This is a genomic window from Burkholderia sp. AU45388, from assembly GCF_030481585.1.
GTDB lineage: Bacteria > Pseudomonadota > Gammaproteobacteria > Burkholderiales > Burkholderiaceae > Burkholderia > Burkholderia sola.
This window is the reverse complement of the sequence record NZ_JAUJPV010000001.1, coordinates 373,719-396,665: the sequence shown is the minus strand read 5'-3', so window position 1 is coordinate 396,665 and position 22,947 is coordinate 373,719. Positions and strand designations below refer to the sequence as shown.

The 22,947-nt window shown below is 69.0% G+C and carries 18 protein-coding genes; 13 read left to right on the top strand and 5 right to left on the bottom strand.

Features of this window, described 5'->3' with window-relative positions; translation table 11 throughout:
• Positions 1 to 154: 154 nt before the first annotated feature.
• The 5 genes from QZM72_RS01785 to QZM72_RS01765 form a co-directional block, all read right to left on the bottom strand.
• A complete protein-coding gene (locus QZM72_RS01785) occupies positions 155 to 1,627 on the bottom strand; it encodes an NAD-dependent succinate-semialdehyde dehydrogenase (RefSeq protein ID WP_301736961.1) in 1,473 nt (490 codons plus the stop codon).
• Between the two features lie 110 nt (positions 1,628 to 1,737).
• A complete protein-coding gene (locus tag QZM72_RS01780) occupies positions 1,738 to 2,229 on the bottom strand; it encodes an Lrp/AsnC family transcriptional regulator (RefSeq protein WP_006749694.1) in 492 nt (163 codons plus the stop codon).
• 85 nt (positions 2,230 to 2,314) lie between these two features.
• Positions 2,315 to 3,715, bottom strand: a complete 1,401-nt coding sequence (locus QZM72_RS01775; RefSeq protein WP_301736960.1) for an aspartate aminotransferase family protein — start codon at positions 3,713 to 3,715, stop codon at positions 2,315 to 2,317.
• 165 nt (positions 3,716 to 3,880) lie between these two features.
• The gene (locus QZM72_RS01770; RefSeq protein WP_301736959.1) at positions 3,881 to 4,807 is read right to left on the bottom strand and encodes a glyoxylate/hydroxypyruvate reductase A; all 927 of its coding nucleotides are present in this window, start codon (positions 4,805 to 4,807) and stop codon (positions 3,881 to 3,883) included.
• A gap of 12 nt (positions 4,808 to 4,819) precedes the next feature.
• Positions 4,820 to 5,680: a GNAT family N-acetyltransferase gene (locus tag QZM72_RS01765; RefSeq protein WP_089471324.1), complete on the bottom strand. Its 861-nt coding sequence runs from the start codon at positions 5,678 to 5,680 to the stop codon at positions 4,820 to 4,822.
• Positions 5,681 to 6,147: 467 nt separating this feature from the next.
• Between QZM72_RS01765 and QZM72_RS01760 the strand changes: the two genes are divergently transcribed.
• The 13 genes from QZM72_RS01760 (at position 6,148) to QZM72_RS01700 (ending at position 22,945) form a co-directional block, all read left to right on the top strand.
• The gene (locus QZM72_RS01760; RefSeq protein ID WP_089471322.1) at positions 6,148 to 6,816 is read left to right on the top strand and encodes a haloacid dehalogenase type II; all 669 of its coding nucleotides are present in this window, start codon (positions 6,148 to 6,150) and stop codon (positions 6,814 to 6,816) included.
• A gap of 174 nt (positions 6,817 to 6,990) precedes the next feature.
• Positions 6,991 to 8,529, top strand: a complete 1,539-nt coding sequence (locus QZM72_RS01755; RefSeq protein WP_089471321.1) for a methyl-accepting chemotaxis protein — start codon at positions 6,991 to 6,993, stop codon at positions 8,527 to 8,529.
• A gap of 691 nt (positions 8,530 to 9,220) precedes the next feature.
• Positions 9,221 to 10,804, top strand: a complete 1,584-nt coding sequence (locus tag QZM72_RS01750; RefSeq protein WP_301736958.1) for an ABC transporter substrate-binding protein — start codon at positions 9,221 to 9,223, stop codon at positions 10,802 to 10,804.
• Positions 10,805 to 10,883: 79 nt separating this feature from the next.
• Positions 10,884 to 11,837, top strand: coding sequence for an ABC transporter permease (locus QZM72_RS01745; protein ID WP_089471319.1), 954 nt, complete (start codon positions 10,884 to 10,886; stop codon positions 11,835 to 11,837).
• A 30-nt stretch (positions 11,838 to 11,867) separates the two neighbouring features.
• Complete coding sequence (locus QZM72_RS01740) at positions 11,868 to 12,824, top strand: ABC transporter permease (protein WP_301736957.1); 957 nt, start codon at positions 11,868 to 11,870, stop codon at positions 12,822 to 12,824.
• Complete coding sequence (locus tag QZM72_RS01735) at positions 12,824 to 14,698, top strand: ABC transporter ATP-binding protein (protein ID WP_089471317.1); 1,875 nt, start codon at positions 12,824 to 12,826, stop codon at positions 14,696 to 14,698. The genes QZM72_RS01740 and QZM72_RS01735 overlap by 1 nt, the downstream gene beginning before the upstream one ends.
• A gap of 139 nt (positions 14,699 to 14,837) precedes the next feature.
• Positions 14,838 to 16,172: an FAD-binding oxidoreductase gene (locus QZM72_RS01730; RefSeq protein ID WP_301736956.1), complete on the top strand. Its 1,335-nt coding sequence runs from the start codon at positions 14,838 to 14,840 to the stop codon at positions 16,170 to 16,172.
• A gap of 23 nt (positions 16,173 to 16,195) precedes the next feature.
• Complete coding sequence (locus tag QZM72_RS01725; RefSeq protein WP_089471315.1) at positions 16,196 to 16,627, top strand: helix-turn-helix domain-containing protein; 432 nt, start codon at positions 16,196 to 16,198, stop codon at positions 16,625 to 16,627.
• A gap of 120 nt (positions 16,628 to 16,747) precedes the next feature.
• Complete coding sequence (locus QZM72_RS01720) at positions 16,748 to 17,482, top strand: cupin domain-containing protein (protein WP_301736955.1); 735 nt, start codon at positions 16,748 to 16,750, stop codon at positions 17,480 to 17,482.
• Between the two features lie 2 nt (positions 17,483 to 17,484).
• Positions 17,485 to 18,810, top strand: a complete 1,326-nt coding sequence (locus QZM72_RS01715) for an FAD-binding oxidoreductase (RefSeq protein WP_301736954.1) — start codon at positions 17,485 to 17,487, stop codon at positions 18,808 to 18,810.
• Positions 18,811 to 18,956: 146 nt separating this feature from the next.
• On the top strand, positions 18,957 to 20,234 hold the full coding sequence (locus tag QZM72_RS01710) for an FAD-binding oxidoreductase (protein ID WP_301736953.1): 1,278 nt from the start codon (positions 18,957 to 18,959) through the stop codon (positions 20,232 to 20,234).
• Positions 20,231 to 21,688 carry an aldehyde dehydrogenase family protein gene (locus tag QZM72_RS01705; RefSeq protein WP_301736952.1) on the top strand — a complete coding sequence of 486 codons (1,458 nt, stop codon included), beginning with the start codon at positions 20,231 to 20,233 and terminating at the stop codon, positions 21,686 to 21,688. The genes QZM72_RS01710 and QZM72_RS01705 overlap by 4 nt, the downstream gene beginning before the upstream one ends.
• 69 nt (positions 21,689 to 21,757) lie before the next feature.
• Positions 21,758 to 22,945 (top strand): M20 aminoacylase family protein, encoded by a 1,188-nt coding sequence (locus QZM72_RS01700; protein WP_089471710.1) that lies wholly within the window; start codon positions 21,758 to 21,760, stop codon positions 22,943 to 22,945.
• Positions 22,946 to 22,947: the final 2 nt, after the last annotated feature.

The following is a 22,947-nucleotide window of genomic DNA, read 5'->3' as shown; positions in this document are numbered from 1 at the left end:
GGCGCGGTTCCACCTGGGACGACGGGGCGACGCGTCGGGCACGCATGATTCGGCTTCGCGCCCGCGCCTACCGTTTCGCGGCGCCCGAACCCGCCAGGACTGACCAGCGGGCGCGGGACGCGCAACGGAAAACCGAACGCGCGGCGACGCCGGTTCAGTCGAGCCCGCCCTGGCACAGATACTTGATCGACAGATAATCGTCGAGCCCATAGCGCGAGCCTTCGCGACCATAGCCCGATTCCTTCACGCCGCCGAACGGCGCGGCCTCGCTCGCGAGCGCGCCTTCGTTGATCCCGACGATGCCCGTTTCGAGCCGCGCCGACACGCGCGCGATGCGCCGCACGTCCTGCGTATAGAAATACGCGGCGAGCCCGAACGGCGTGTCGTTCGCGGCATCGACCGCTTCGTCTTCCGTATCGAAGCGAAACAGCGCGGCGACCGGGCCGAAGGTTTCCTCGCAGGTGAGCTGCATGTCGGCGGTGGCGTCGGCGAGCACCGTCGGCGCGTAATAGTTCGCGCCGAGTTCGGTCAGCCGCTTGCCGCCCGTCAGCACGCGCGCGCCGCGTTCGACGGCATCGCCGACGTGCCGCGCGATCTTGTCGACCGCGCGCGCGTTGATCATCGGGCCGATCTGCGCGGCCGGGTCGGTCGCCGGCGCGACCTTCAGCGCGGCGACGCGCGCGGCGAGCTTCGCGGCGAACGCGTCGTAGACGCCGGCCTGCACGTACACGCGATTCGGCGACACGCAGGTCTGCCCGCCGTTGCGGAACTTGGCGGCCATCAGCCCGTCGACCGCGGCGTCGAGTTCCGCATCGTCGAACACGATGAACGGCGCATTGCCGCCCAACTCCAGCGACAGCTTCTTCAACGTCGCCGCCGATTCGCGCGCGAGCAGCTTGCCGACCGGCGTCGAGCCGGTGAACGTGATCTTGCGCACACGGCCGTCGGCAAGCCAGTCGGCCGCGGCTTCGACGCCGCGCTCGCGCGACGCGGTGATCAGGTTCAGCACGCCGGCCGGCACGCCGGCTTCCTGCGCGAGAAACGCCAGCGCGAGCGCGGTCAGCGGCGTGTCCTCCGCCGGCTTCGCGACGACCGTGCAGCCGGCCGCGAGCGCGGGCGCGATCTTGCGCGCGATCATCGCGAGCGGGAAATTCCACGGCGTGATCGCGGCGACGATGCCGATCGGCTCCTTCACCGCGCTGAGCCGCTTGCCGCGCTGCTGCTGCGGGATCAGGTCGCCGTACGTGCGCGTCGCTTCCTCGGCGAACCACAGTACGTACGACGCGCCGTACGCGACTTCGCCGCGCGCTTCGGCCAGCGGCTTGCCTTGTTCGCGCGACATCAGCTTCGCGAGATCGTCGGTGTGCGCGACGATCGCCGCATGCCATGCGCGCAGGATCGCGGCGCGCTCGCGCGCGGGCGTCGCGCGCCACGCGGGCAACGCGCGGGCCGCGGCGTCGGTCGCCGCGCGCGCGTCGGCGGCGGCGCTGTCGGGTGCGTGGGCAACGGTCTCGAGCGTGGCCGGATCGGTGACGGCGAAGCGGCGGCCGTCGAGCGCATCGCGCCAGGCGCCGTCGATCAGGTTGGCGGTGCGAACGAGTTCGGTTCGGGACAGCGTAAGCGGCATGACGGTTCCTTGAATGAGGCGGTTCGACGACGCTGGCGGCCCGGCGCGGGCGCGACTCCCCCTGCGCGGACAGCGGTCTGCCGCGTGACGGGGCGACGCACGCCGGTGCGTCAGTGACGTTCGCCGAACAGCGATTCGAGCGGGTAGTGCCGTTTGACGAACGGCGATTTGATGATCACGTAACTGAAATACTTCTCGATGCCGATGTTCTGCTCGAGCAGCCCTTCGACGATCGTCTGGTAATGGCTCACGCTGCGCGTGATGAACTTCAGCAGATAGTCGTAGCCGCCGCTCGCGAGGTGGCATTCGACGATCTCGTCGACGTTGCGGATCGCCGCGACGAAGCGGTCGAAATCCTCGCGCCGGTGGTCGGCCAGCGTGACCTCGGTGAACACGACCTGCACGTCGCCGAGTTTCTCGAGCTGGATGTGCGCGCCGTAGCCGCCGATGTAGCCGGCCTTCTCGAGCCGCTTCACGCGGATCAGGCATGGACTGGGCGACAGCCCGACCGCATCGGCAAGCTCGACGTTGGTCATGCGGCCGCGCTTCTGCAACTGGGAGAGGATGCGCAGGTCGATGCGATCCAGCTTGCTGTCCGTCATGTTCACGTGAGAAGGCAAAAATGGAATGTCCGGTTACTTTAGAGTCGAACGATGGCGGCCACAAGCCCGGCTTTCCCTTGGCCGCTCAGGCCGGCTGCGCGTGCGCGGCGTCGAGCGCGCGCTGCACGCCCGCGTCGGCCAGCACGTCGTCGAGCGTCTTGCGCACGCGTTCGAACAGCAGGTCGAACTCGCCCGCGGTGAAGCTCAGCGCCGGCGCGAAGCCGAGCACGCCGTCGCCGAACGCGCGGAACACCACGCCGTTCGCGTACGCGGCGGCCGCGATCTTGTCGGGCACGTTCAGCGCCGGGTCGAAGCGCGTCTTGTGCGCCTTGTCGGCCACCAGTTCGAGCGCGCCGAGCAGGCCGACCGAGCGTGCGTCGCCGACGAGCGGATGCGCGCGCAGCGCATCGAGCCCCGCGGCGAAGCGCGGCGCCAGCGCCTGGCCGTTCGCGAGCAGCCCGCCTTCGTGATAGAGCTTCAGCACCTCGAGGCCGATCGCCGCGCTCACCGGGTGCGCGGAATACGTATGGCCGTGGCCGACCACCGGCGAATCGGCGCGCTCGCCCGCGATCCCTTCGTAGATTTCGTCGGACATCAGCACCGCGCCCATCGGCGCATAGCCGGCCGTCAGGCCCTTCGCGACGGTCATCAGGTCCGGGTCGACCTGTTCGGCCTCGCAGGCGAACAGCGGGCCCGTGCGGCCGAAGCCGGTGATCACCTCGTCGGCGACGAACAGGATGCCGAGGCGCTTGCACGCGTCGCGCATCGCCTTCAGCCAGCCGGCCGGCGGCACGATCACGCCGCCGGAGCCCTGCACCGGCTCGCAGAAGAACGCGGCGACGTTGTCCGCGCCGAGTTCGGCGACCTTCGCTTCGAGTGCTGCGACCGACGCGGCGATCAGCGCCTGCGGATCGTCGCCGAGCGGATGGCGGTACGGGTAGGGCGACGGAATATGGTGCTGGTCCGCGCGCGGCAGGTCGAAGTGGCGGTGGAACGCGGGCAGCGCGGTGAGGCCGGCGCCGACCGACGACGAACCGTGATAGCCGCGTTCCAGCGCGATCATCTGCTTCTTCGACGGGCGGCCGGTGGCGTTGAAATAGTGCGTGATGAAACGGATCGCCGAATCGACCGCGTCCGAGCCGCCGAGCGTGAAGTACACGCGGTTCAGCGACGGCGGCGCGAGCGCGGCGAGCCGCTCGGCGAGTTCGATCGCCGGCTGAGAGCCGAAATGGAAATAACCGGTCGCGTAGGGCAGCTTCGCCATCTGGTCGGCGGCGGCCTTCACGATGCTGTCGCGGCCGTAGCCGACGTTTACGCACCACAGGCCCGAGAACGCGTCGAGCAGCGTGTGGCCCGCGGCGTCGCGCAGGAACACGCCGTCGGCGGATTCCAGCACGGTGACGCCGCGCGCCTCGTGCGCACGGTAATTGACGACGGGATGGATTAGGTGTTGACGATCGGCTTCGATCAGCGCGGCTTGGTTCATGGGAAGGCGGGACTCTCGTCAGGTGTCAGCGGTGAGTTCATGCTAACGGGCGAGAAATCCGCATGCGTCTTCAATTTGAGGCCCGAAACGTATGCGCGCGGCGTTTGTGCGGGGCGCTTCGGCATTTTCTGCTGCGCGCCCGGCGGGCCGGGCGCGCGCGTCAGGTCAGTAGCCGCGCGCGCGATCGACGACGCCGATCATCGGCTGCCCCGCGCGATGGCGGGCGAGGTTCGCGAGCACCGCGTCCACCGCGGTGTCGGGCCGCGTCGCGCTGGCGATGTGCGGCGTGATGCGAATGCGCGGATGCGTCCAGAACGGATGGCCGGCGGGCAGCGGTTCGGGATCCGTCACGTCGAGGATCGCGCTGTCGAGGCGGCCGCTCGCGAGCGCCGCGAGCAGCGCGGCTTCATCGAGCTGCGGGCCGCGCCCGACCTGCACGAGCGACGCGCCGGCCGGCAGCGCGTCGAACACGCGCGCGCCGAGCAGCCCGCGCGTGCTGTCGGTGAGCGGCAGCAGGCAGATCAGGATGTCGGTGCGCGCGAGGAACGCGTCGAGCGCCGCGTCGCCTGCATAACAGTCGACGCCGTCGAGCGTGCGCGGCGTGCGGCTCCAGCCGGCGCACGGAAAACCGAAGCGCCGCAGCGTGTCGAGCACGGCCTGGCCGAGCGTGCCGAGCCCGAGCACGCCGACGCGCCGCGACCCGGCCGCGCGCACGGGATGCTCGCGCCACACCTGGTCGCGCTGCTGCGCCGCATAGTCGAACAGGTCGCGATGGATCGTCAGCACGGCCTGCGTCACGTATTCGACCATCCCTTCGACGATGCCCGGCTCGATCATCCGCACGACGGGGATGTGCGAAGGCACGCGCGACAGGTCGAACTGATCGATGCCGGCGCCGACCGAGAATACGACCTCGAGATTCGGCAGCAGCGCGACCGGGTCGTCCGGCGGCTGCCAGGCGGCGAGATAGCGGACGGCTTCGGCGTCGCCGAGGTCCGGCCAGATCCGGAACGGCAGATCGGGTGCCTGTTGCGCGAAGCGCGCCGCCCACTGCGCGCCGCGCACCGGGTCGGCCTTGTAGAGAAAGCTCATCGTGCGCTCCGCTCAACCGAGCGCCTGGTTCACGATCGCGAACGCGCGCAGCGCCGGATCGCGTTCGGGCGTCGCGCCGCGCGCCATCGCGACGACGGTGTCGACGCGCGGCAGCCCGAGCCCCTGCAGCCAGTCGGACAGCCCGCTGTCGCCCGGCACGTCGAGCCGCACGAACATGCCCTCGTGCAGCGCGAGCCAGTGGCTGATCAGCGCCTGCGCGCGCAGCGCATCCGGCGCGATCACCGGGCCGATCACGTGGCCGCGGCCGAACCGGCGGAACAGCGCGAAGCCGAGCAGCTCGCCGTCGCGGTCGAGCGCGATCCCGTTCGCGACGTCGAGCAGCGCTTCGATCACCGCGCCACGTTCATAGCCGGCCGCGCGCGACGCGAGCGCGGCGAGGCGCGGCCCGTCGTTGGTGCCGAGCGGGCGCAGGCGCTCGCCCGGCGGCAGCGAGATCAGCGGAGGCTGGAACGCGGCGCCCTGGTGCTGATCGATCGTATCGATCACGTCGAAGCCGAATTTCGCGTACAGCGGCTCGCCTGCCGGCGTCGCATGCAGAAAAATGGTCCGCGCGCCGAGGCTGTCGACCACGCGGGTCATCAGCTCGCGCCCGATGCCGCGGCCCTGGCGCTCGGGCGACACGATGACCATGCCGAGCGACGCGTGCGATTCGTCGAAGCGCCAGCCGAACGCGGTGCCGACGACGCCGGTCTCGTCTTCGGCGACGAAGCCGCCGCCGAGCTGGAACGCGAAGCGCCAGTCGTCGAGCCGGTGCGGCCACTTGACCGCCTCCGACAGTCGATGGGCGGCGGGCAGGTCGGTTTCGGCAAACGGGCGATAGATGAGCGTGCGGGAAGGATTGAGGTCGGACACGCCGGACTCCGGATGGGTGGGAATGGTCCGGTCACTCTGCCAGCGCGGTGGCGGCACGGATAGGACGATTCGCCTGTTTTCCGGCGGCGGCGGGCGCGCCCGCGAGATCGATGCAAACCGGCTCGGTCGGCGCGAACGAACGCGCGGATCGTGCTGGCGAGGCCGGTCAATCCGGCCACGCATGCTGTGGAATGCCACTACGATCGATGCACGGCGGCACTGCCGTTTGCCGAACGGCCGCACCGGCCGACGGGCGCCGCCGCGCTCGCACGGCGCCCGTCGGCCGGCCCCGCCGCCGCGCGCCCGATCGCGCCGCAGATCGTGCTGCATGGGGCGGGCAACACGCGGCGATTCTGCGTTTTGAGCGGCGCCGAACGATGCGCGAACGACTTTTTGCCCTGATTCAATTTCGTTAAACCCAGCCCATCCCCGGCCCTGCCGGGGCTTCACACCGACAGGACCTGACCATGATCCAGTTTGAACCGAAGTACATCACCTTCGACTGCTACGGCACGCTGACCCATTTCCGGATGGCCGAGACGGCGCGCGAAATCTATGCGGACCGGCTGTCGCCGGCCACGATGGAGGCCTTCGTGCGCGCGTTCGCCGCCTATCGGCTCGACGAAGTGCTCGGCGCGTGGAAGCCGTACCGTGACGTCGTGGTCAACGCGATCCGCCGTACCTGTGCGCGGCTCGGCGTGAAGTTCGACGAAGCCGAGGCCGAGCTTTTCTATCATGCGGTGCCGACGTGGGGCCCGCACCCGGACGTGCCGGCCGGGCTGTCGCGGCTGGCGTCGAAGTACAAGCTGGTGATCCTGTCGAACGCGATGGACGAGCAGATCATGAGCAACGTCGACAAGCTCGGCGCGCCGTTCCACGCCGTGTTCACCGCGCAGCAGGCGCAGTCGTACAAGCCGCGGATGCAGGGCTTCGAATACATGTTCGACAAGCTCGGCTGCAAGCCCGAGGACGTGCTGCACGTGTCGTCGAGCCTGCGCTACGACCTGATGACGGCCGAGGATCTCGGGATCAAGCACAAGGCGTTCGTGAACCGCGGCCACGAGCCGGGCACGCCGTTCTACAACTATTACGAAGTGTCGGACATCGGTCAGCTCGCGACGCAGCTCGGGCTGTAAGCCGCCTGCGTCGGCCAGGCTATCGAGCGCCGGGGCGCGGCCGCGATGCCGTCGCGTCCCGCTGCGTACGATCAGCGTACTGAACGAGGGTAATTACCGATACGGAGTCGTTCAAGGCGGGGGCCGCCCAGGCCGATATATGTACCGAACGGTTAATATTTCGAGGCCCCTCGCATGAAGTTGTCCACCAAACTGCTGATGCTCGTCGGCGCGGCGCTGCTCGGCGTCGTCCTGCTCGCCGCGTTGTCGCTGCACACGTTGCGCGACGCGCTGATCGACAGCCGCCGCGAAGAGATCGTGATTCTGCTGACCAAGGCCGAGCATCTGGTCGATTCGTATCGCGCGATGCAGACGAGCGGCGCGCTCACGCAGGAGCAGGCGCAGCAGCAGGCCAAGGCCGCGCTGTCGGCGCTCAACGCGAATTCGAAGAGCTACTTCTGGGTCACGACGTCCGATGGCGTCAACCTCGTGCACCCGAACGCGAAATTCATCGGCACGCGCGCGAAGGGCAACCGCACGACCAGCGGCATGACCGACAGCGAGGCGTATCGCGCGGGGATGGCGCAGGCGCATTTCGCGCTCGTCGACGTGCTGGTCAAGCGCAGCCCCGACGCGGACCTGGAGCCGAAGCTGCAGGGCGTGGTCGCGATTCCCGACTGGAACTGGTGGATCGGCACGGGATTCTTCTACGACGACATCAATGCGGCGTTCACCCGGCTCGCGATGGTGCTGGGCGCCGTCGCGCTCGGCATCGCCGCAGCGCTCGCGGCCATCGCATGGGGCGTGCTGCGCAGCGTCAAGCGGACGCTCGGCGGGGAGCCCGCGCATGCGACGCAGATCGCCGCCCGCATCGCGGCCGGCGATCTGGACGTGCAGTTCGATACGGCGCATGCCGCGCCCGGCAGCCTGCTCGTCGCGCTGGGCGACATGAAGGCGCGGCTGACCGACACCATCGCCGAAATCCAGACCACGACCCACTCGATCGCCACCGGCACCGGCGAGATCGCGCAAGGCAACCTGGACCTGTCGCAGCGCACGGAGCAGCAGGCCGCGTCGCTGCAGGAAACGGCCGCGAGCATGGAGCAGATCACGTCCACGGTCAAACAGAACGCCGACAACGCGCGCCAGGCGAATGCGCTCGTGGCCCACGCGAAGGATGCGACCGAACTCGGCGGCGCCGCCGTGCAGGCGGTCGTCGAAACGATGCGGCAGATTTCGGATGGATCGGTGCGGATTGCCGACATTACCGTCGTGATCGAAAGCATCGCATTCCAGACCAACATTCTCGCGCTCAACGCGGCGGTGGAAGCCGCGCGGGCCGGCGAGGAGGGGCGCGGGTTCGCCGTCGTCGCGTCGGAAGTCCGCTCGCTCGCGCAACGCAGCGCCGCGGCCGCGAAGGACATCAAGGGCTTGATCGACGCGTCGGTCGAGCGGGCCGGCAACGGCAGCCGGCTGGTCGAGACGGCCGGCGAGCGCATGACGGAGATCGTCCGGTCGATCGACCGGGTGGCCGACATCATGGGCGAGATTTCGGCGGCATCGGCCGAGCAAAGCACCGGCATCGAACAGATCGGGCTGGCGGTCGCGCAAATGGACGAAGTCACCCAGCAGAACGCCGCGCTCGTCGAGCAGGCGGCCGCGGCTGCCTCGTCGCTGGACGAGCAGGCGGCGCGCCTGCGAGCCGCCGTGTCGGTATTCCGGCTCGCCGCGTGACAGTTTCGCGCCGGCCGCTCGCGGCCGGCGCGTCATCCTGCCGCCTGGGCGCCGCGCGGGCGCCCGGCCGGCGCGCGCGCCGAGAGGCCGGTGACGCACGCGTCGCCGCTCGCGCACGCGGCGCCTGACGGCCGCACGAACCCGGTTTCCGCAGTCCCGTCATCTTCCCGTCTTCCCGCCAGGCCGTTCCGATCGAGCGGCTTTCTTCTGAACTTTCCTGCGCGACATCCCGTCGCGATCCCCACCGTCGACGCCTGTGCACGCGGCGATCTGCCGCGTCGTACCGCTCGCTTCAGCCGTCGTCGGCATGCGGACACGCATTCGACACAAACGTGCGGTTTGCGTGAGCCAAACGCGCGCCGGATGCCGAACGGGCAATTTTGTCGGCGCAATCTGCGGCGGCTGCGGCTTTACGATTTCCTTCATCGACACGGGTGCGGCAGCCGCCGCGACACGCCGCCGGGCACACGGTGACACGGGCGCGCACGCAGCAATTCATGCTGCACGGGCGGCACAAAACGGTCGATTCGTATCGTGCGGGCCGCCCGAATCGCGACAAACCGCATTTTGGCGATGCTTAAATGAATTGCATGTGTACGACGTTGCGCCCGCCACCAGCAAGCGGACGCGGCGGGATTGAACAACCACGCTGGACCCTTGGACCCACTTTCCACAGTCAGGAGCAGTTCGGATGAGCGACGATATCGACAATGGCGGCAAGGGCGGCTTGACGCGCCGCGACATGATGAAGGTCATGGCGGCGGGCGGCATGATGGCCGCCGGCGCCGGCGGACTGCTGATGACCCCCGGCTCGGCATTCGCCGCACCCGCGCCGAAGCGCGGCGGCAAGATCCGGGTCGCGAACGAAGCCGGCTCGACGGCCGATACGCTCGACCCGGCCAAGGGCTCGACGGGCGCGGACTACACGCGCTTCTTCATGTTCTACAGCGGCCTCACGCAGCTCGATGCGAGCCTGACGCCGCAGATGAACCTCGCCGAGTCGCTGCAGACGACCGATGCGAAGACGTGGATCATCAAGCTGCGCAAGGGCGTCACGTTCCACGACGGCAAGCCCGTCGGCCCGGCAGACGTGGTGTTTTCGCTGATGCGCCACAAGAACCCGGCCACCGCGTCGAAGGTCAAGACGCTCGCCGAACAGTTCTCGGATGCGAAGGCGACCGGCCCCGACGAAGTCACGCTGACGCTCGCGAGCGCGAACGCCGATCTGCCGGTGATCCTCGCGACGCCGCAGCTCGTGATCGTCAAGGACGGCACGACCGACTTCTCGACCGGTATCGGCTGCGGCCCGTACAAGCTGAAGTCGTTCAAGCCGGGTGTATCGACCGTCGGTGTGCGCAACGACAGCTACTTCAAGCCGGGCAAGCCGTATCTCGACGAGATCGAGCTGATCGGCATCGGCGACAGCGCCGCGCGCCTGAATGCGCTGCTGTCCGGCGACGTGCACCTGATCAACGCGATCGATCCGCGCTCGACGCAGCGGGTCTCGTCGACGCCGGGCTACGCGCTGAAGGAAACCAAGTCGGGCCTCTATACCGACCTGATCATGCGCAGCGACAACCCGATCGTCGCGAACCCCGATTTCGTCGAAGGGATGAAGTACCTGTTCGATCGCGAGCAGCTCCGCACGGCGGTGTTCCGCGGCTACTCGGTGATCGGCAACGACCAGCCGATTCCGCCGGGGCATCGCTACTTCAACGCGTCGCTGCCGCAGCGCCCGCACGATCCGGACAAGGCGAAGTTCCTGTTCCAGAAGGCGGGGGCGCTCGGCGCCACGCTGCCGCCGATCTACGCGACGTCCGACGCGAACGGGTCGATCGAAATGGCCGTGCTGCTGCAGCAGGCCGGCCAGAAGATCGGGCTGAACCTGCAGGTCAACCGCGCGTCGCCCGACGGCTACTGGTCGAACCACTGGATGAAGCATCCGCTCACCTTCGGCAACATCAATCCGCGCTCGAGCGCCGACGTGCTGTTCACGCAGTTCTTCAAGTCGGATGCGCCGTGGAACGAATCGGGCTGGAAGAACGCGAAGTTCGACCAGTTGCTGCTTGCCGCGCGCTCGGAAACCGACGACGCGAAGCGCAAGCAGATGTACGGCGACATGCAGGTGATCGTGTCGCAGCAGGGCCGGGTCGGCATTCCGGCGTTCATCAGCTTCCTCGACGGATACGACAAGCGTCTCGCGGGCCTCGGTTCGATCCCGACCGGCCCGATGATGGGCTTCACGTTCGCGGAGAACGTGTGGTGGAACGCATGACGTTGTCGCTGGCCGCCGTCGCGCGGCCGGTGCGGACCCCCGCGCCGGCCACGCGCGGTTTTTTCCGGAGTCTCGCTCCATGAACCGAATCCTCATCGGGCTGATTGGCCGGCGCATCGCGGTCACCGCGCTGACGCTGCTGATCGTGTCCGCGATCATCTTCACGATCACGAACCTGCTGCCGGGCGACGCCGCGCAGGCCGCGCTCGGCCAGTCGGCGACGCCGGAGACGGTCGCCGCGCTGCGCCAGCAGTTCGGTCTCGACATGCCGGCGCACGTGCGCTACCTGCACTGGCTCGGCGGGCTGCTGCACGGCGATTTCGGCCGGTCGCTTTCCGGCGACATGCCGGTGTCGGAGCTGATCGGCGGGCGCCTGCCGAAGTCGCTCACGCTGGCGGCGATCACGACCGCCGTGTCGGTGCCGATCGCGCTGCTGCTCGGCATCCTCGCGGCGGTCAAGCGCGAGTCGGTGGTCGACCGCGTGATCAGCCTCGGCACGCTGTCGCTCGTCGCGACGCCGGAGTTCCTGATCGCGACCGTCGCCGTGCTCGTGTTCGCGGTGAAGCTGCACTGGCTGTCCGCGCTGTCGTACAGCGGCCCGATCGAAAGCCTGCACGATTTCCTGCGTGCGTATGCGATGCCGGTGCTGACGCTGTGCGCGGTCGTGATCGCGCAGATGGCACGCATGACGCGCGCCGCGGTGATCGAGCAGTTGAGCGCGTCGTACGTCGAGATGGCCGTGCTCAAGGGCGCGAGCCCGGCTCGCGTCGTGCTGCGCCATGCGTTGCCGAACGCGATCGGCCCGATCGCCAACGCGATCGCGTTGAGCCTGTCGTATCTGCTCGGCGGCGTGATCGTCGTCGAGACGATCTTCAACTATCCGGGCCTCGCGAGCCTGATGGTCGACGCCGTCAGCAACCGCGATTTCCCGCTGGTCCAGGCGTGCACGCTGATCTTCTGCGTCGCTTACCTGACGCTCGTGCTGCTCGCCGACCTGTGCTCGATCGTGTCGAACCCGCGACTGCGCACCTGAGTGTTTCGTCTTTCTTCCGAGATGCCGCCCATGCAACCGATCGAACCCGTACAACGCAGCAGCGCGCTGCCGCCCTCCGGCGACCCGCCCCTGGGGCGGGGCAGCATGCCGCCTGCCGCGCCTGCCCCCGAACAGCCGCGCAAGCGCCGCGCCGCGCGCATCGCCTTGACCTCCGGCGGCCGCGTCGGCCTCGCGATGGCCGGCCTGATGCTGTTCGTCGCGGTGTTCGCGCCGCTGATCGCGCCGCATGACGTCGGCACGATCGTCACGCCGGACGTATTTGCGCCGTTCAGCGCGAAGCTGCCGTTCGGCTCCGACTTCCTCGGCCGCGACATGCTGAGCCGGATCCTGTACGGCACGCGGCTGACCGTGCTGCTCGCGCTGGCCGCGGTGCTGCTCGCCGCGGTGACCGGCACGACGCTCGGGCTGCTCGCGACGGTGTCGGGCCGCGCGGTCGACGAGACGATGAGCCGGCTGCTCGATGCGCTCACGTCGATTCCGTCGAAGATGTTCGCGCTGATGTTCGTCGCCGCGTTCGGCTCGTCGCTGCCGCTGCTGGTCCTCACCGCCGCGGTCAGCTACATGCCCGGCTCGTACCGGATCGCGCGCGCGCTGGCCGTCAACATCAGCACGCTCGAATTCGTGCAGGTGGCCAAGGCGCGCGGCGAAAGCGCGCTGTACATCGCGTGCGTCGAGATGCTGCCGAACATGATCCACCCGATGCTGGCGGACACCGGGCTGCGCTTCACGTTCGTCGTGCTGCTGCTGAGCGGCCTGAGCTTTCTCGGGCTCGGCGTGCAGCCGCCTTACGCGGACCTCGGCTCGCTCGTGCGCGAGAACATCGCGAGCCTCGGCGACGGCTCGGCCGTCGCGATCATTCCCGCGGTCGCGATCGCGATCCTGACGGTGGGCGTCAACCTGATGATCGACGGCCTGCCGCATCGCGGCCGCCGCAAGGGCGCGGCCGGCGCCGCCGGAGGACACTGATGCGACACGAATCGAATCCGCTCGTCGAGGTGCGCGGGCTGCGCGTGGTCGGCGGCCGGCCCGGTGGCGAGGAAACGACGATCGTCCACGGCGTCGACTTCGAGATCGGGCGCGGTGAGGTACTCGCGCTGATCGGCGAATCGGGCTCCGGCAAGACGACGATCGCGTTGTCGCTGATGGGCCATGCGCGCACCGGATGCCGGATCGCCGGCGGCTCGGTGAAGCTCGACGGCACCGACGTGTGCACGCTGTCCGCGGCGGCGCTGACCGCGCTGCGCGGCCGCAAGGTCGCGTATATCGCGCAGAGCGCGGCTGCCTCGTTCAACCCGTCGCGCACGATTCTCGACCAGGTGATCGAGAGCGCGCTGATCCATAAGACGATGACGAAGCGCGACGCGCAGGCGAAGGCGATCGAGCTGTTTCGCGCGCTCGCGCTGCCGGAGCCGGAGACGATCGGCAAGCGCTATCCGCACCAGGTGTCGGGCGGGCAGCTGCAGCGGCTGATGGCCGCGATGGCGCTGATCACCGATCCGGAGCTGGTGATTCTCGACGAGCCGACCACCGCGCTCGACGTGACCACGCAGATCGACGTGCTGCAGGCGTTCAAGAACGTGATCAAGCGCTACGGGATGAGTGCGGTGTACGTGTCGCACGACCTGGCCGTGGTCGCGCAGATGGCCGACCGGATCGTCGTGCTGAGCGACGGCGTAATCCGCGAGGCGGGCGACACCGAACAGATCCTGCATGCGCCGACGCACCCGTACACGCAGAGCCTGATCGCGGCGGTCACGCCGAACGACGCCGAACGCACCGCGCAAGCACAGGCAGCGGAGCCGGCCGCGCCGGCGCCGCTGCTCGACGTGCGCGGCGCGATCGCCGGCTACGGCGGCCGCGCCGCGAACGGCTGGCCCGCGAAGGTGATCCTGCACGAAGTCGACCTGCGCATCGGGCGCGGGCAGACGGTCGGCGTGATCGGCGAATCGGGTTCCGGCAAGACGACGCTCGCGAAGGTGATCGCGGGCCTCGTGCCGGCGACCGGCGGCACGATCCTGCTCGACGGCGAGCCGCTCGCGCGCGACATCGCCAAGCGCACCAAGGAGCAGCACCGCCGCGTGCAGATCGTGTTCCAGAACGCCGATACCGCGCTCAACCCGGTGCACACCGTCGAGCGCACGCTCGCACGGCCGCTCGCGTTCTACCACGGGATCAAGGGCGCGCGCGCACGCCAGCGCGTCGCGGAACTGCTCGAACTCGTGCGGCTGCCGCCGGCGGTGGCGTCGCGGCGGACCGGCGAGCTGTCGGGCGGGCAGAAGCAGCGCGTGAACCTCGCGCGCGCGCTCGCGGCCGAGCCCGACCTGATCCTGTGCGACGAGGTCACGTCGGCGCTCGACACCGTGGTCGGCGCCGCGATCATCGAACTGCTGCGCGACCTGCAGGCGAAGCTCGGCGTGTCGTACGTGTTCATCACGCACGACATCGCGAAGGTGCGCGCGATCAGCGACGACATCGTCGTGCTGTATGCGGGCCGCCGCGTGGAGACGGGCAGCCGCGACGCGCTGTGCGCGCCGCCTTATCACCCGTATTCGCATTTGCTGGTGTCGTCCGCGCCGGAGTTGCGGGCGGGCTGGCTCGACGCTGCGGCCGAGCGTTGCCACCGGCCGCTGGTGCCGATCGGCGAGCGCGAGAACGACGCCGAGCTGTGTCCGTTCCTGTCGCGCTGCGCGATGCGCGTGGACGGCGTGTGCAACCGGACGGCCCCGTCGCTGCGCACGCTCGGCAACGGCGCGCAGGTGCTGTGCCATCGCAGCGAGGAAGATCTCGCGAGTTTCCAGGCGGAGCCGGTTCCCGCGGATGTCGCGCCGGTGCGGCTGTAGCGCGTGGCGCGCGAATCGTTCATCGCGCGGTGCGGTGGACGGCCCGCCGCATAGTCTGCCGCGGCGATCGCGCAAAACGGCAATTTGCACGCGTGCCGCGCGCGAATACGCGGCAACTGCGGTTTTTGACGGTGATTAAATGATTCTCATTGAACGATCGCCGATCGTCGTTGCGGAAATGCTCGAGAAGGATCCGATGAAACTGGAATCGTACTGGCTGGATACCCGCCCCGCGTTTCGCGACGGCAGCGTTGGGCCCGTCGAAGGGCGCGCCGACGTGGTCGTGATCGGCGGCGGTTTCACCGGCTTGTCGGCGGCGCTCGCGCTCGCGCAGCGCGGCGTCTCGGTGGTCGTGCTGGAGGCCGCGCAGGTCGCGGGCGAAGCGTCCGGCCGCAACGGCGGCCAGTGCAATACGGGTGTCGCGCAGGACTACGCGTCGCTGGCGGCTCGCATCGGCGCCGCGCAGGCGAAGCAGTTTTATCTCGCGTACGAAAGCGCGGTGAAGAGCGTCGAGACGATCGTGACCGAACACGCGATCGACTGCGATTTCCGGCGCGCGGGCAAGCTCAAGCTCGCCGCGAAGCCGCAGCATTTCGCGGGGCTCGCGAAGACGTTCGATACGTTGCGGCGCGACGTCGATCCGGACATCGAACTGATCGAACCGTCGCGGATCCGCGATGAAATCGCGTCGGACGGTTTCCACGGCGGGCTCCTGCAGCGCAACGGCGCGCAGATGCACATGGGCAAGTTCGGCGTCGGCCTCGCGCAAGCGGCCGTGCGTGCCGGCGCACGCGTGTACGAGCACGCGGCCGTCACGCAGCTCGACCGGCTCGACGGCGAGCGCCACCGCGTCACCTGCGCCCGCGGCACGATCGTCGCCGATCGCGTGCTGGTCGCGACCGGCGCATCGCAGCACGGGCCGTTCGCATGGTTCCGGCGGCGCATCGCGCCGGTCGGCAGCTTCATCGTCGTGACCGAGCCGCTGCCGGATGCGCAGCTGAACCGGCTGTTTCCGCACCGCCGCGCATACGTGACGTCGCGCCAGATCGGCAACTACTTCCGCGTGACGCCCGACAACCGGCTGCTGTTCGGCGGCCGCGCACGTTTCGCGATGTCGAGCCCGCGCTCCGACGCGAAGAGCGGCGACGTCCTGCGCGCCGGCATGGCCGGCTACTTCCCGGAACTGGCCGGCGTGCGCCTCGACTACTGCTGGGGCGGCCTCGTCGACATCACCGCCGACCGGTTGCCGCGCGCGGGCCAGCACGACGGGCTCTATTACTCGATGGGCTACAGCGGCCACGGCGTGCAGATGTCGGTGCACATGGGCCGCGTGATGGCCGACGTGCTGTATGGCGCGGCCGCGTCGAATCCGTGGCGCGAGCTCGAATGGCCGGCGATACCCGGCCATTTCGGGCACGCGTGGTTCCTGCCGCTCGTCGGCGCGTATTACCGGATGCAGGATTTCCTGCATTGAAGCAAGCGCCGGGAGAACTCGACATGACAGTGCAATTCGTGGGCTCGCCGCGTGTCGCGCGGCCCGTGTCGCCGGCGATCGGCGACGTGCTGCGCACGATCGATGCATCGTTCGCGCAGCCGCTGAACCTCGACACGCTCGCGGCGGTGGCCGGGTTGAGCGTCTCGCGTTTCACCGCGCGCTTTCGCAGCGAAACCGGGCTGTCGCCGCACCGGTATCTGTGTCTCGTGCGGATACGGCGGGCGCAGGACCTGTTGCGCGCCGGTCTCGCGCCGTCGGTCGTCGCGACCGACGTCGGCTTCTTCGATCAGAGCCATCTGTGCCGGCATTTCCGGCGCGTGCTCGGGATCACGCCGCGCGATTACGTGGTCGCCAGAACGGGCGGCGCGCCGGTGCGAACGCCATCGACGCGCTTGCGCGGCGAACGCCGCGATGCGTCGTGTCACGCGGCGTAAGCACGTGCATGGACGACATGCCCCGCTGAGGATGTCCGGCAGGCGAGCCGGCGAACGACGATTTCCGATATCGCGTGACCGCTTTCGAACGAATCCGTCACGCACTGCACAGGAGCAGAAATGACCGCAGTTTTCGTGTTGCACCGGGCCGACGGCGCACCGTCTTCCACCGCGTTCCGCAAGCAGGCGTTCGGCGCGAGCGATCCGTTCGCGTCGCATCGCGAGATCGCGTGGGAAGGCCCCGACGCGATGGCCGCGGGGCGCATCGGCTTCGTCGGCGAACTGGACGTGCCGAGTTTTCCGCACATCGAAACCCTCGTCGTCGTCGAAGGCGAACTGACGCTCGAAGCGGCCGGGGCCGCGCCGCTGGTGCTCGGCCCGCGGCAAGGCGTCGTGATCGGCCGCGGCACCGCGCTGCGCATCGCCGCGCAATCGCCCGTGCGGCTGACGTTCTGCTCGGCAGCGTGCGAGACACCGACGAAACAAGGCCTCTTCGCGCTGCACGCCGACGCGAACTTCAAACCGTCCGCCACGCTGCCGGCCGACGTGTTGCTCGGCCCCGCGCCGCAATGCCGCAGCGACAACGTATTCACCGACGACGGCGCCGGGTACTGCGCGGGCACGTGGGATTCGACGCCGTATCACCGGATCGTCCGGCCGCATCGCGCGAACGAGTTCATGTTCCTGCTGGACGGCGGCGTCCGGTTCGCGGCGCCCGACGGCAGCGTGCAGGCGCTCGGTAACGGCGACGCGCTGTTCGTGCCGCGCGGCGCGTCGATCGGGTGGGAAAGCAGCGAACGCGTGGCGAAGTTCTACGTGATGCAGAACGTCAAACCCTCCACCGAACGAGACTGAGCATGTCCCCTCCGCTGCGCCATATCGAAACCTTGTCCACGCCGCCGGCCGCGGCCGACGTCGTCGTGATCGGCGGCGGCATCGTCGGCGTCTTCACGGCCTACTACCTGGCCCGCCGCGGCATATCGGTCGCGCTCGTCGAGAAGGGGCGCATCGGCGCCGAACAGTCGAGCCGCAACTGGGGCTGGTGCCGCCAGCAGAACCGCGACGCACGCGAGTTGCCGATGGCGAGCAAGAGCATCGATCTGTGGGAACGGTTCGCCGCCGAATCCGGAGAAGACACCGGCTTTCATCGCTGCGGGCTGCTGTATCTCAGCAACGACGAGGCCGAGCTGTCCCGCTGGGCCAGCTGGGGCGAATTCGCGAAGACCGCGGGCGTGACCACCTACATGCTCGACAGCAAGCAGGCCGCCGAGCGCGGACGGGCAACCGGGCGGCAATGGAAGGGCGGCGTGTTCTCGCCGACCGACGGCACGGCCGATCCAGGCAAGGCCGCGCCGGCCGTGGCCGCCGCGCTGATCAAGCTGGGCGGCAGTGTCCACCAGCACTGCGCGGCGCGCGGCATCGAGCTCGAAGGCGGCCGTGTCGCCGGCGTCGTCACCGAGGCCGGCGTCATCAAGACCCGAACGGTCGTGATGGCCGGCGGCGCATGGGCGTCGTCGTTCTGCCGCCAGCTCGGCATCCGGTTTCCGCAAGCGTCGATCCGTCAGTCGATCCTGAGCGTGTCGCCCGTCGATACGCCGCTGCCGGGTGCGATGTACACGTCCGGCGTGTCCATCACGCGCCGCTGCGACGGACGCTACGCGTTGGCGATCAGCGGCCGCGCGCGCGTGGACCTGACGCCGCAGTTCCTGCGCTTCGCGCCGCAATTCGTGCCGATGTTCGCGAAACGCTGGCGCAATCTGCTGCCGGGCGGCCTCGAAGGCGTGCGCGGCGGCCATGAAACGTTGAAGCGCTGGCGCCTGGACGCGCCGACGCCGATGGAAGCCGTGCGCATTCTCGATCCGAAGCCCGACATGCCGACGGTCGCCGAAACGTACCGCCGCGCATCCGAACTGTTGCCCGAATTGCGCGAGGCGAAGATCACGCACGCGTGGGCCGGATTCGTCGACAGCACGCCGGACGGCGTGCCGGGCATCGGCGAAGTGCCGGGCGTGCCGGGGCTGATCCTCGCCGCGGGGTTTTCGGGGCACGGCTTCGGGATCGGCCCGGGCGCCGGGCACCTGATCGCCGATCTTGCGTCCGGTGCGGAGCCGTTCGTGGACCCGACGCCGTACCGGCCCGGCCGGTTCAGCGAGTCCGCCTGGGGCAAGGTCGCGGATTTCTGATGCAGGGCGCGTCGCGCCGATGCGGGGGGCCTGCGGACGACGTGCTTCGATCCGGATCGCGGGCAAGCGTCCGGTCGGCGCGGCGGACGTTCGGCAGCCTGGCAGCGCAGTGCGGTGCGGTGCGATGGACAGCTTAGGAGTGCCTGATGCGTTTCAGTTCCTACTGGCTCGATACGTCGGAGCCATTCGTGAGCAGCTCGCCGGCGTTGCATGACGGAAATTGCGACGTGGTGGTGGTCGGCGGCGGGATCACCGGTTCGGCCGCCGCGCTGGCGTTGGCCAAGAAAGGCGCGCGCGTGATCGTCTGCGAGGCGGGCACCGTCGGGCAGGCGGCATCGGGACGCAACGGCGGCATGTGCAACAACGGCTTCGCGCAGGATTACGCGTCGCTGTCGCAGCGCCTCGGCACGGAACTGGCCAACCGGCTCTATCTCGCGTTCGACGCGGGCGTCGACACGGTCGAGCGACTGGTCAGGGAGGAGTCGATCGATTGCGATTTCGTCCGCCGCGGCAAGCTGAAGCTCGCGGCGAAGCCCGAGCATTACGACAAGCTCGTGCGCAGTCAGGCGCTGCTCGCGGCGAGCGTGGACCCCGACACGCGCGTGGTCACGAAGGCGGAGCTGCGCGACGAGATCGGCTCGGATCGTTATCACGGCGGGCTGCTGTTCGGCAAGAGCGCCGGGATGCACGTCGGCCGTTACGTGCGCGGCCTCGCGCGCGCCGCGCAAGCCCGCGGCGCGCATATTCTCGAGCATGCGCCGGTGCTCGGCCTGCATAGGCAAGCGGGCGGCGCGTACGCGGTGCGTACGCCGCTCGGCGAGATCCGCGCGCGCCAGGTGCTGCTCGCGAGCGGCATTTCGCAGGTGGGGCCGTTCGGCTGGGTTCGCCGCCGGATCGTGCCGGTCGGCGCGTTCATCATCGTCACGGAGCCATTGCCGAACGACCTGCTCGACCGCTTGCTGCCGACGCGCCGAATGGCCACCGACACGAAGAACTTCGTGAATTTCTTTCGCGTCACGCCCGACAACCGGATGCTGTTCGGCGGGCGCGCGCGTTTTGCCGCGTCGAATCCGCGCTCCGACGAAAAGAGCGGGGCGATCCTGCGGCAGCAGATGGCCGCCGTGTTTCCCGAGCTGGCCGACGTACGCATCGACTACTGCTGGGGCGGGATGGTCGACATGACGGCCAACCGGCTGCCGCGCGCGGGCGAGCGCGACGGCGTTTACTACTCGATGGGCTATAGCGGCCACGGCACGCACATGGCCACGCTGATGGGCACGTTGATGGCCGAGATCATGGACGGACGCGCCGATCTGAACCCGTGGAAAGGTTTCGACTGGCCCGCGATTCCGGGCCACTTCGGCAAACCGTGGTTTCTGCCGTTCGTCGGCGCCTGGTATCGACTCAAGGACACTCTTCAATGAATTCCCCTGTTGTTCACCTGATGCAAGCCGGAAGGCTCGATCGCTTCTTCATCGACGGCGACTGGGTCATGCCCGAAGGCGGCGATCGGTTTGCCGTCATCAGCCCGTCCACGGAGGGCACGCTGGGCGAGATCCCGCTCGGCAGCGCACGCGACGCCGATCGCGCGGTGCAGGCCGCGCGCCGTGCGTTCGAACGCTGGTCCGCGACTTCACCGCAGGAACGCGCGGCGTTGCTCGACCGCATCCATGCGCTGATGCTGGCGCGCGCCGAGTTGTTCGCCACCGCGCTCGCGCTGGAGATGGGCGCGCCGATCGGCTATGCGCGCGGCGCGCACGTGCCGCTCGCGGCTGAACATATCCGCGTCGCACGCGACAACCTCGCGCGCTACCCGTTCGTCGAACGGCGCGGCACGACTGCGGTCGCGCGCGAGCCGATCGGCGTATGTGCGCTGATCACCCCGTGGAACTGGCCGATCTACCAGATCACCGCGAAGGTCGGGCCGGCGCTCGCGGCCGGCTGCACGGTGGTGCTGAAGCCGAGCGAGCTGTCGCCGCTCAGCGCGTTGCTGTTCGCGGAAGTGGTTGCCGATGCGGGCGTGCCCGCCGGCGTATTCAACCTCGTGAGCGGTAGCGGCGAAACGGTGGGCGCCGCGCTGTCGTCGCATCCGGAGGTCGACATGGTGTCGATCACCGGCTCGACGCGCGCCGGCGTGCTCGTCGCGCAGGCGGCGGCGGCGACCGTCAAGCGCGTCGCGCAGGAACTGGGCGGCAAGTCGCCGAATATCGTGTTGCCGGATGCGGACCTGTCGCGTGCGATCCCGCCCGGCGTGGCCGCCGCGTTCCGCAACATGGGGCAGTCGTGCAGCGCGCCGACCCGCATGATCGTGCCGCGCGCCGTGCTCGGTGACGTCGAGGCGCTGGCCGTCGCGACCGCGCAAACGCTCGTGGTCGGCGATCCGTTCGACGAAGCCACGACGCACGGGCCGCTCGCCAATCGCGCGCAGTTCGGGCGCGTTGCGCAGATGATCGACGTGGGCATCGACGAACGCGCGAAGCTGATCGCCGGCGGCCCAGGCCGGCCCAAGGGGCTCGACCGCGGCTTTTATGCGCGGCCGACGATTTTCTCCGAGGTGCGCACCGACATGGCGATCGCGCAGCAGGAGATCTTCGGCCCGGTGCTCGCGATCCTGCCTTACGACACCGTGGACGAAGCGGTCGCGATCGCGAACGACACGGTCTACGGGTTGGGCGCGCACGTGCAGGGCACCGACAAGGAGCGTGCACGCGCGGTGGCCGCGCGTATCCGCGCCGGCCAAGTGCACTTGAACTACCCGGCATGGGACCCTCAGGCGCCGTTCGGCGGATACAAGCAGTCGGGCAACGGCCGCGAGTACGGGATCGAAGGGATGGAGGAATACATGGAAACCAAGTCGATCGTCGGCTATTACGACTGACGCAGCCGCGGCGCGCGATTCGCGCCGGCAGTACAGTTGGAAGCCCGCTACATTCCGAAGGTGCCGAAATTGGACAATCCCGTCATCCCCGACTCGTCGCTGCATGCGCATCACGCGCACTGGGCGAAGCTGCGCCGCGACCTGCATGCGCATCCCGAGTTGCGATTCGAAGAACACCGGACGGCCGACGTCGTCGCCCGCGAGCTCGAGGCGCTCGGCTATGCGGTGTCGCGCGGGCTCGGCGGCACGGGCGTCGTCGCGAGCCTGCCCGGTGCGGATCCGCGCCGCGGCATCGTGTTGCGCGCCGATCTGGATGCGCTGCCGATCCACGAAGCCAACGACTTCGCTCACGCGTCGTGCACGCACGGGATCATGCACGCGTGCGGCCATGACGGCCATACCGTGATGTTGCTCGGCGCCGCACGCGTGCTGAAGGAACTGCCGCAGTTGCCCGGCACCGTTCATTTCGTGTTTCAGCCGGGCGAAGAGGGCGGCGCGGGCGCGCGCCGGATGATCGACGACGGGCTGTTCGAGCAATACCCGACGGAAGCGGTGTTCGGCATGCACAACTGGCCTGGTCTGCCGGCCGGGCATTTCGGGTTGCGCACCGGCGCGATCATGGCCGCCGGCTCGCGCTTCAGGATCACGGTGACGGGCAAGGGCGCGCACGCGGCGCAGCCGCATCTGGGCATCGATCCGGTGCCGCTCGCATGCTCGATGGTGCTGCAGTGCCAGACCATCGCCGCGCGGCACAAGGATCCCGTCGACCCGGCGGTCATTTCCGTCTGCATGTTCCATGCGGGCACGACGGACAACGTGATTCCCGACACCGCCGAGCTGCGCGGCACGATCCGCACGCTGTCGTCGGCCTTGCAGCAGAAGCTGCAGCGCGACGTGCGGCTCGCGTGCGAAGGGCTCGCGGGAGCCTATGGCGCGCAGGTCGACGTGGAGTTTTTCCAGTACTACCCGGCGACGGTCAACACGCCGGCCGAGACGGCGCTGTGCGAAGCGGTGATTCGCGACACGTTCGGCGACGCGCGCGTCGATCGCGACGTGCCGCCGAACATGACCTCCGAAGATTTCGGCTTCATGCTGGAGGAACGGCCGGGCGCGTACGTGTTGATCGGCAATGCGCAGGACGGCGCGAGCGCACCGGCGCTGCATCACCCGAAATACGACTTCAACGACGAGATCATTCCGGCCGGCGTCCGCTATTGGGTCGCGCTGGCGCAGCATTACTTCGCGCGATCGCCGTGATG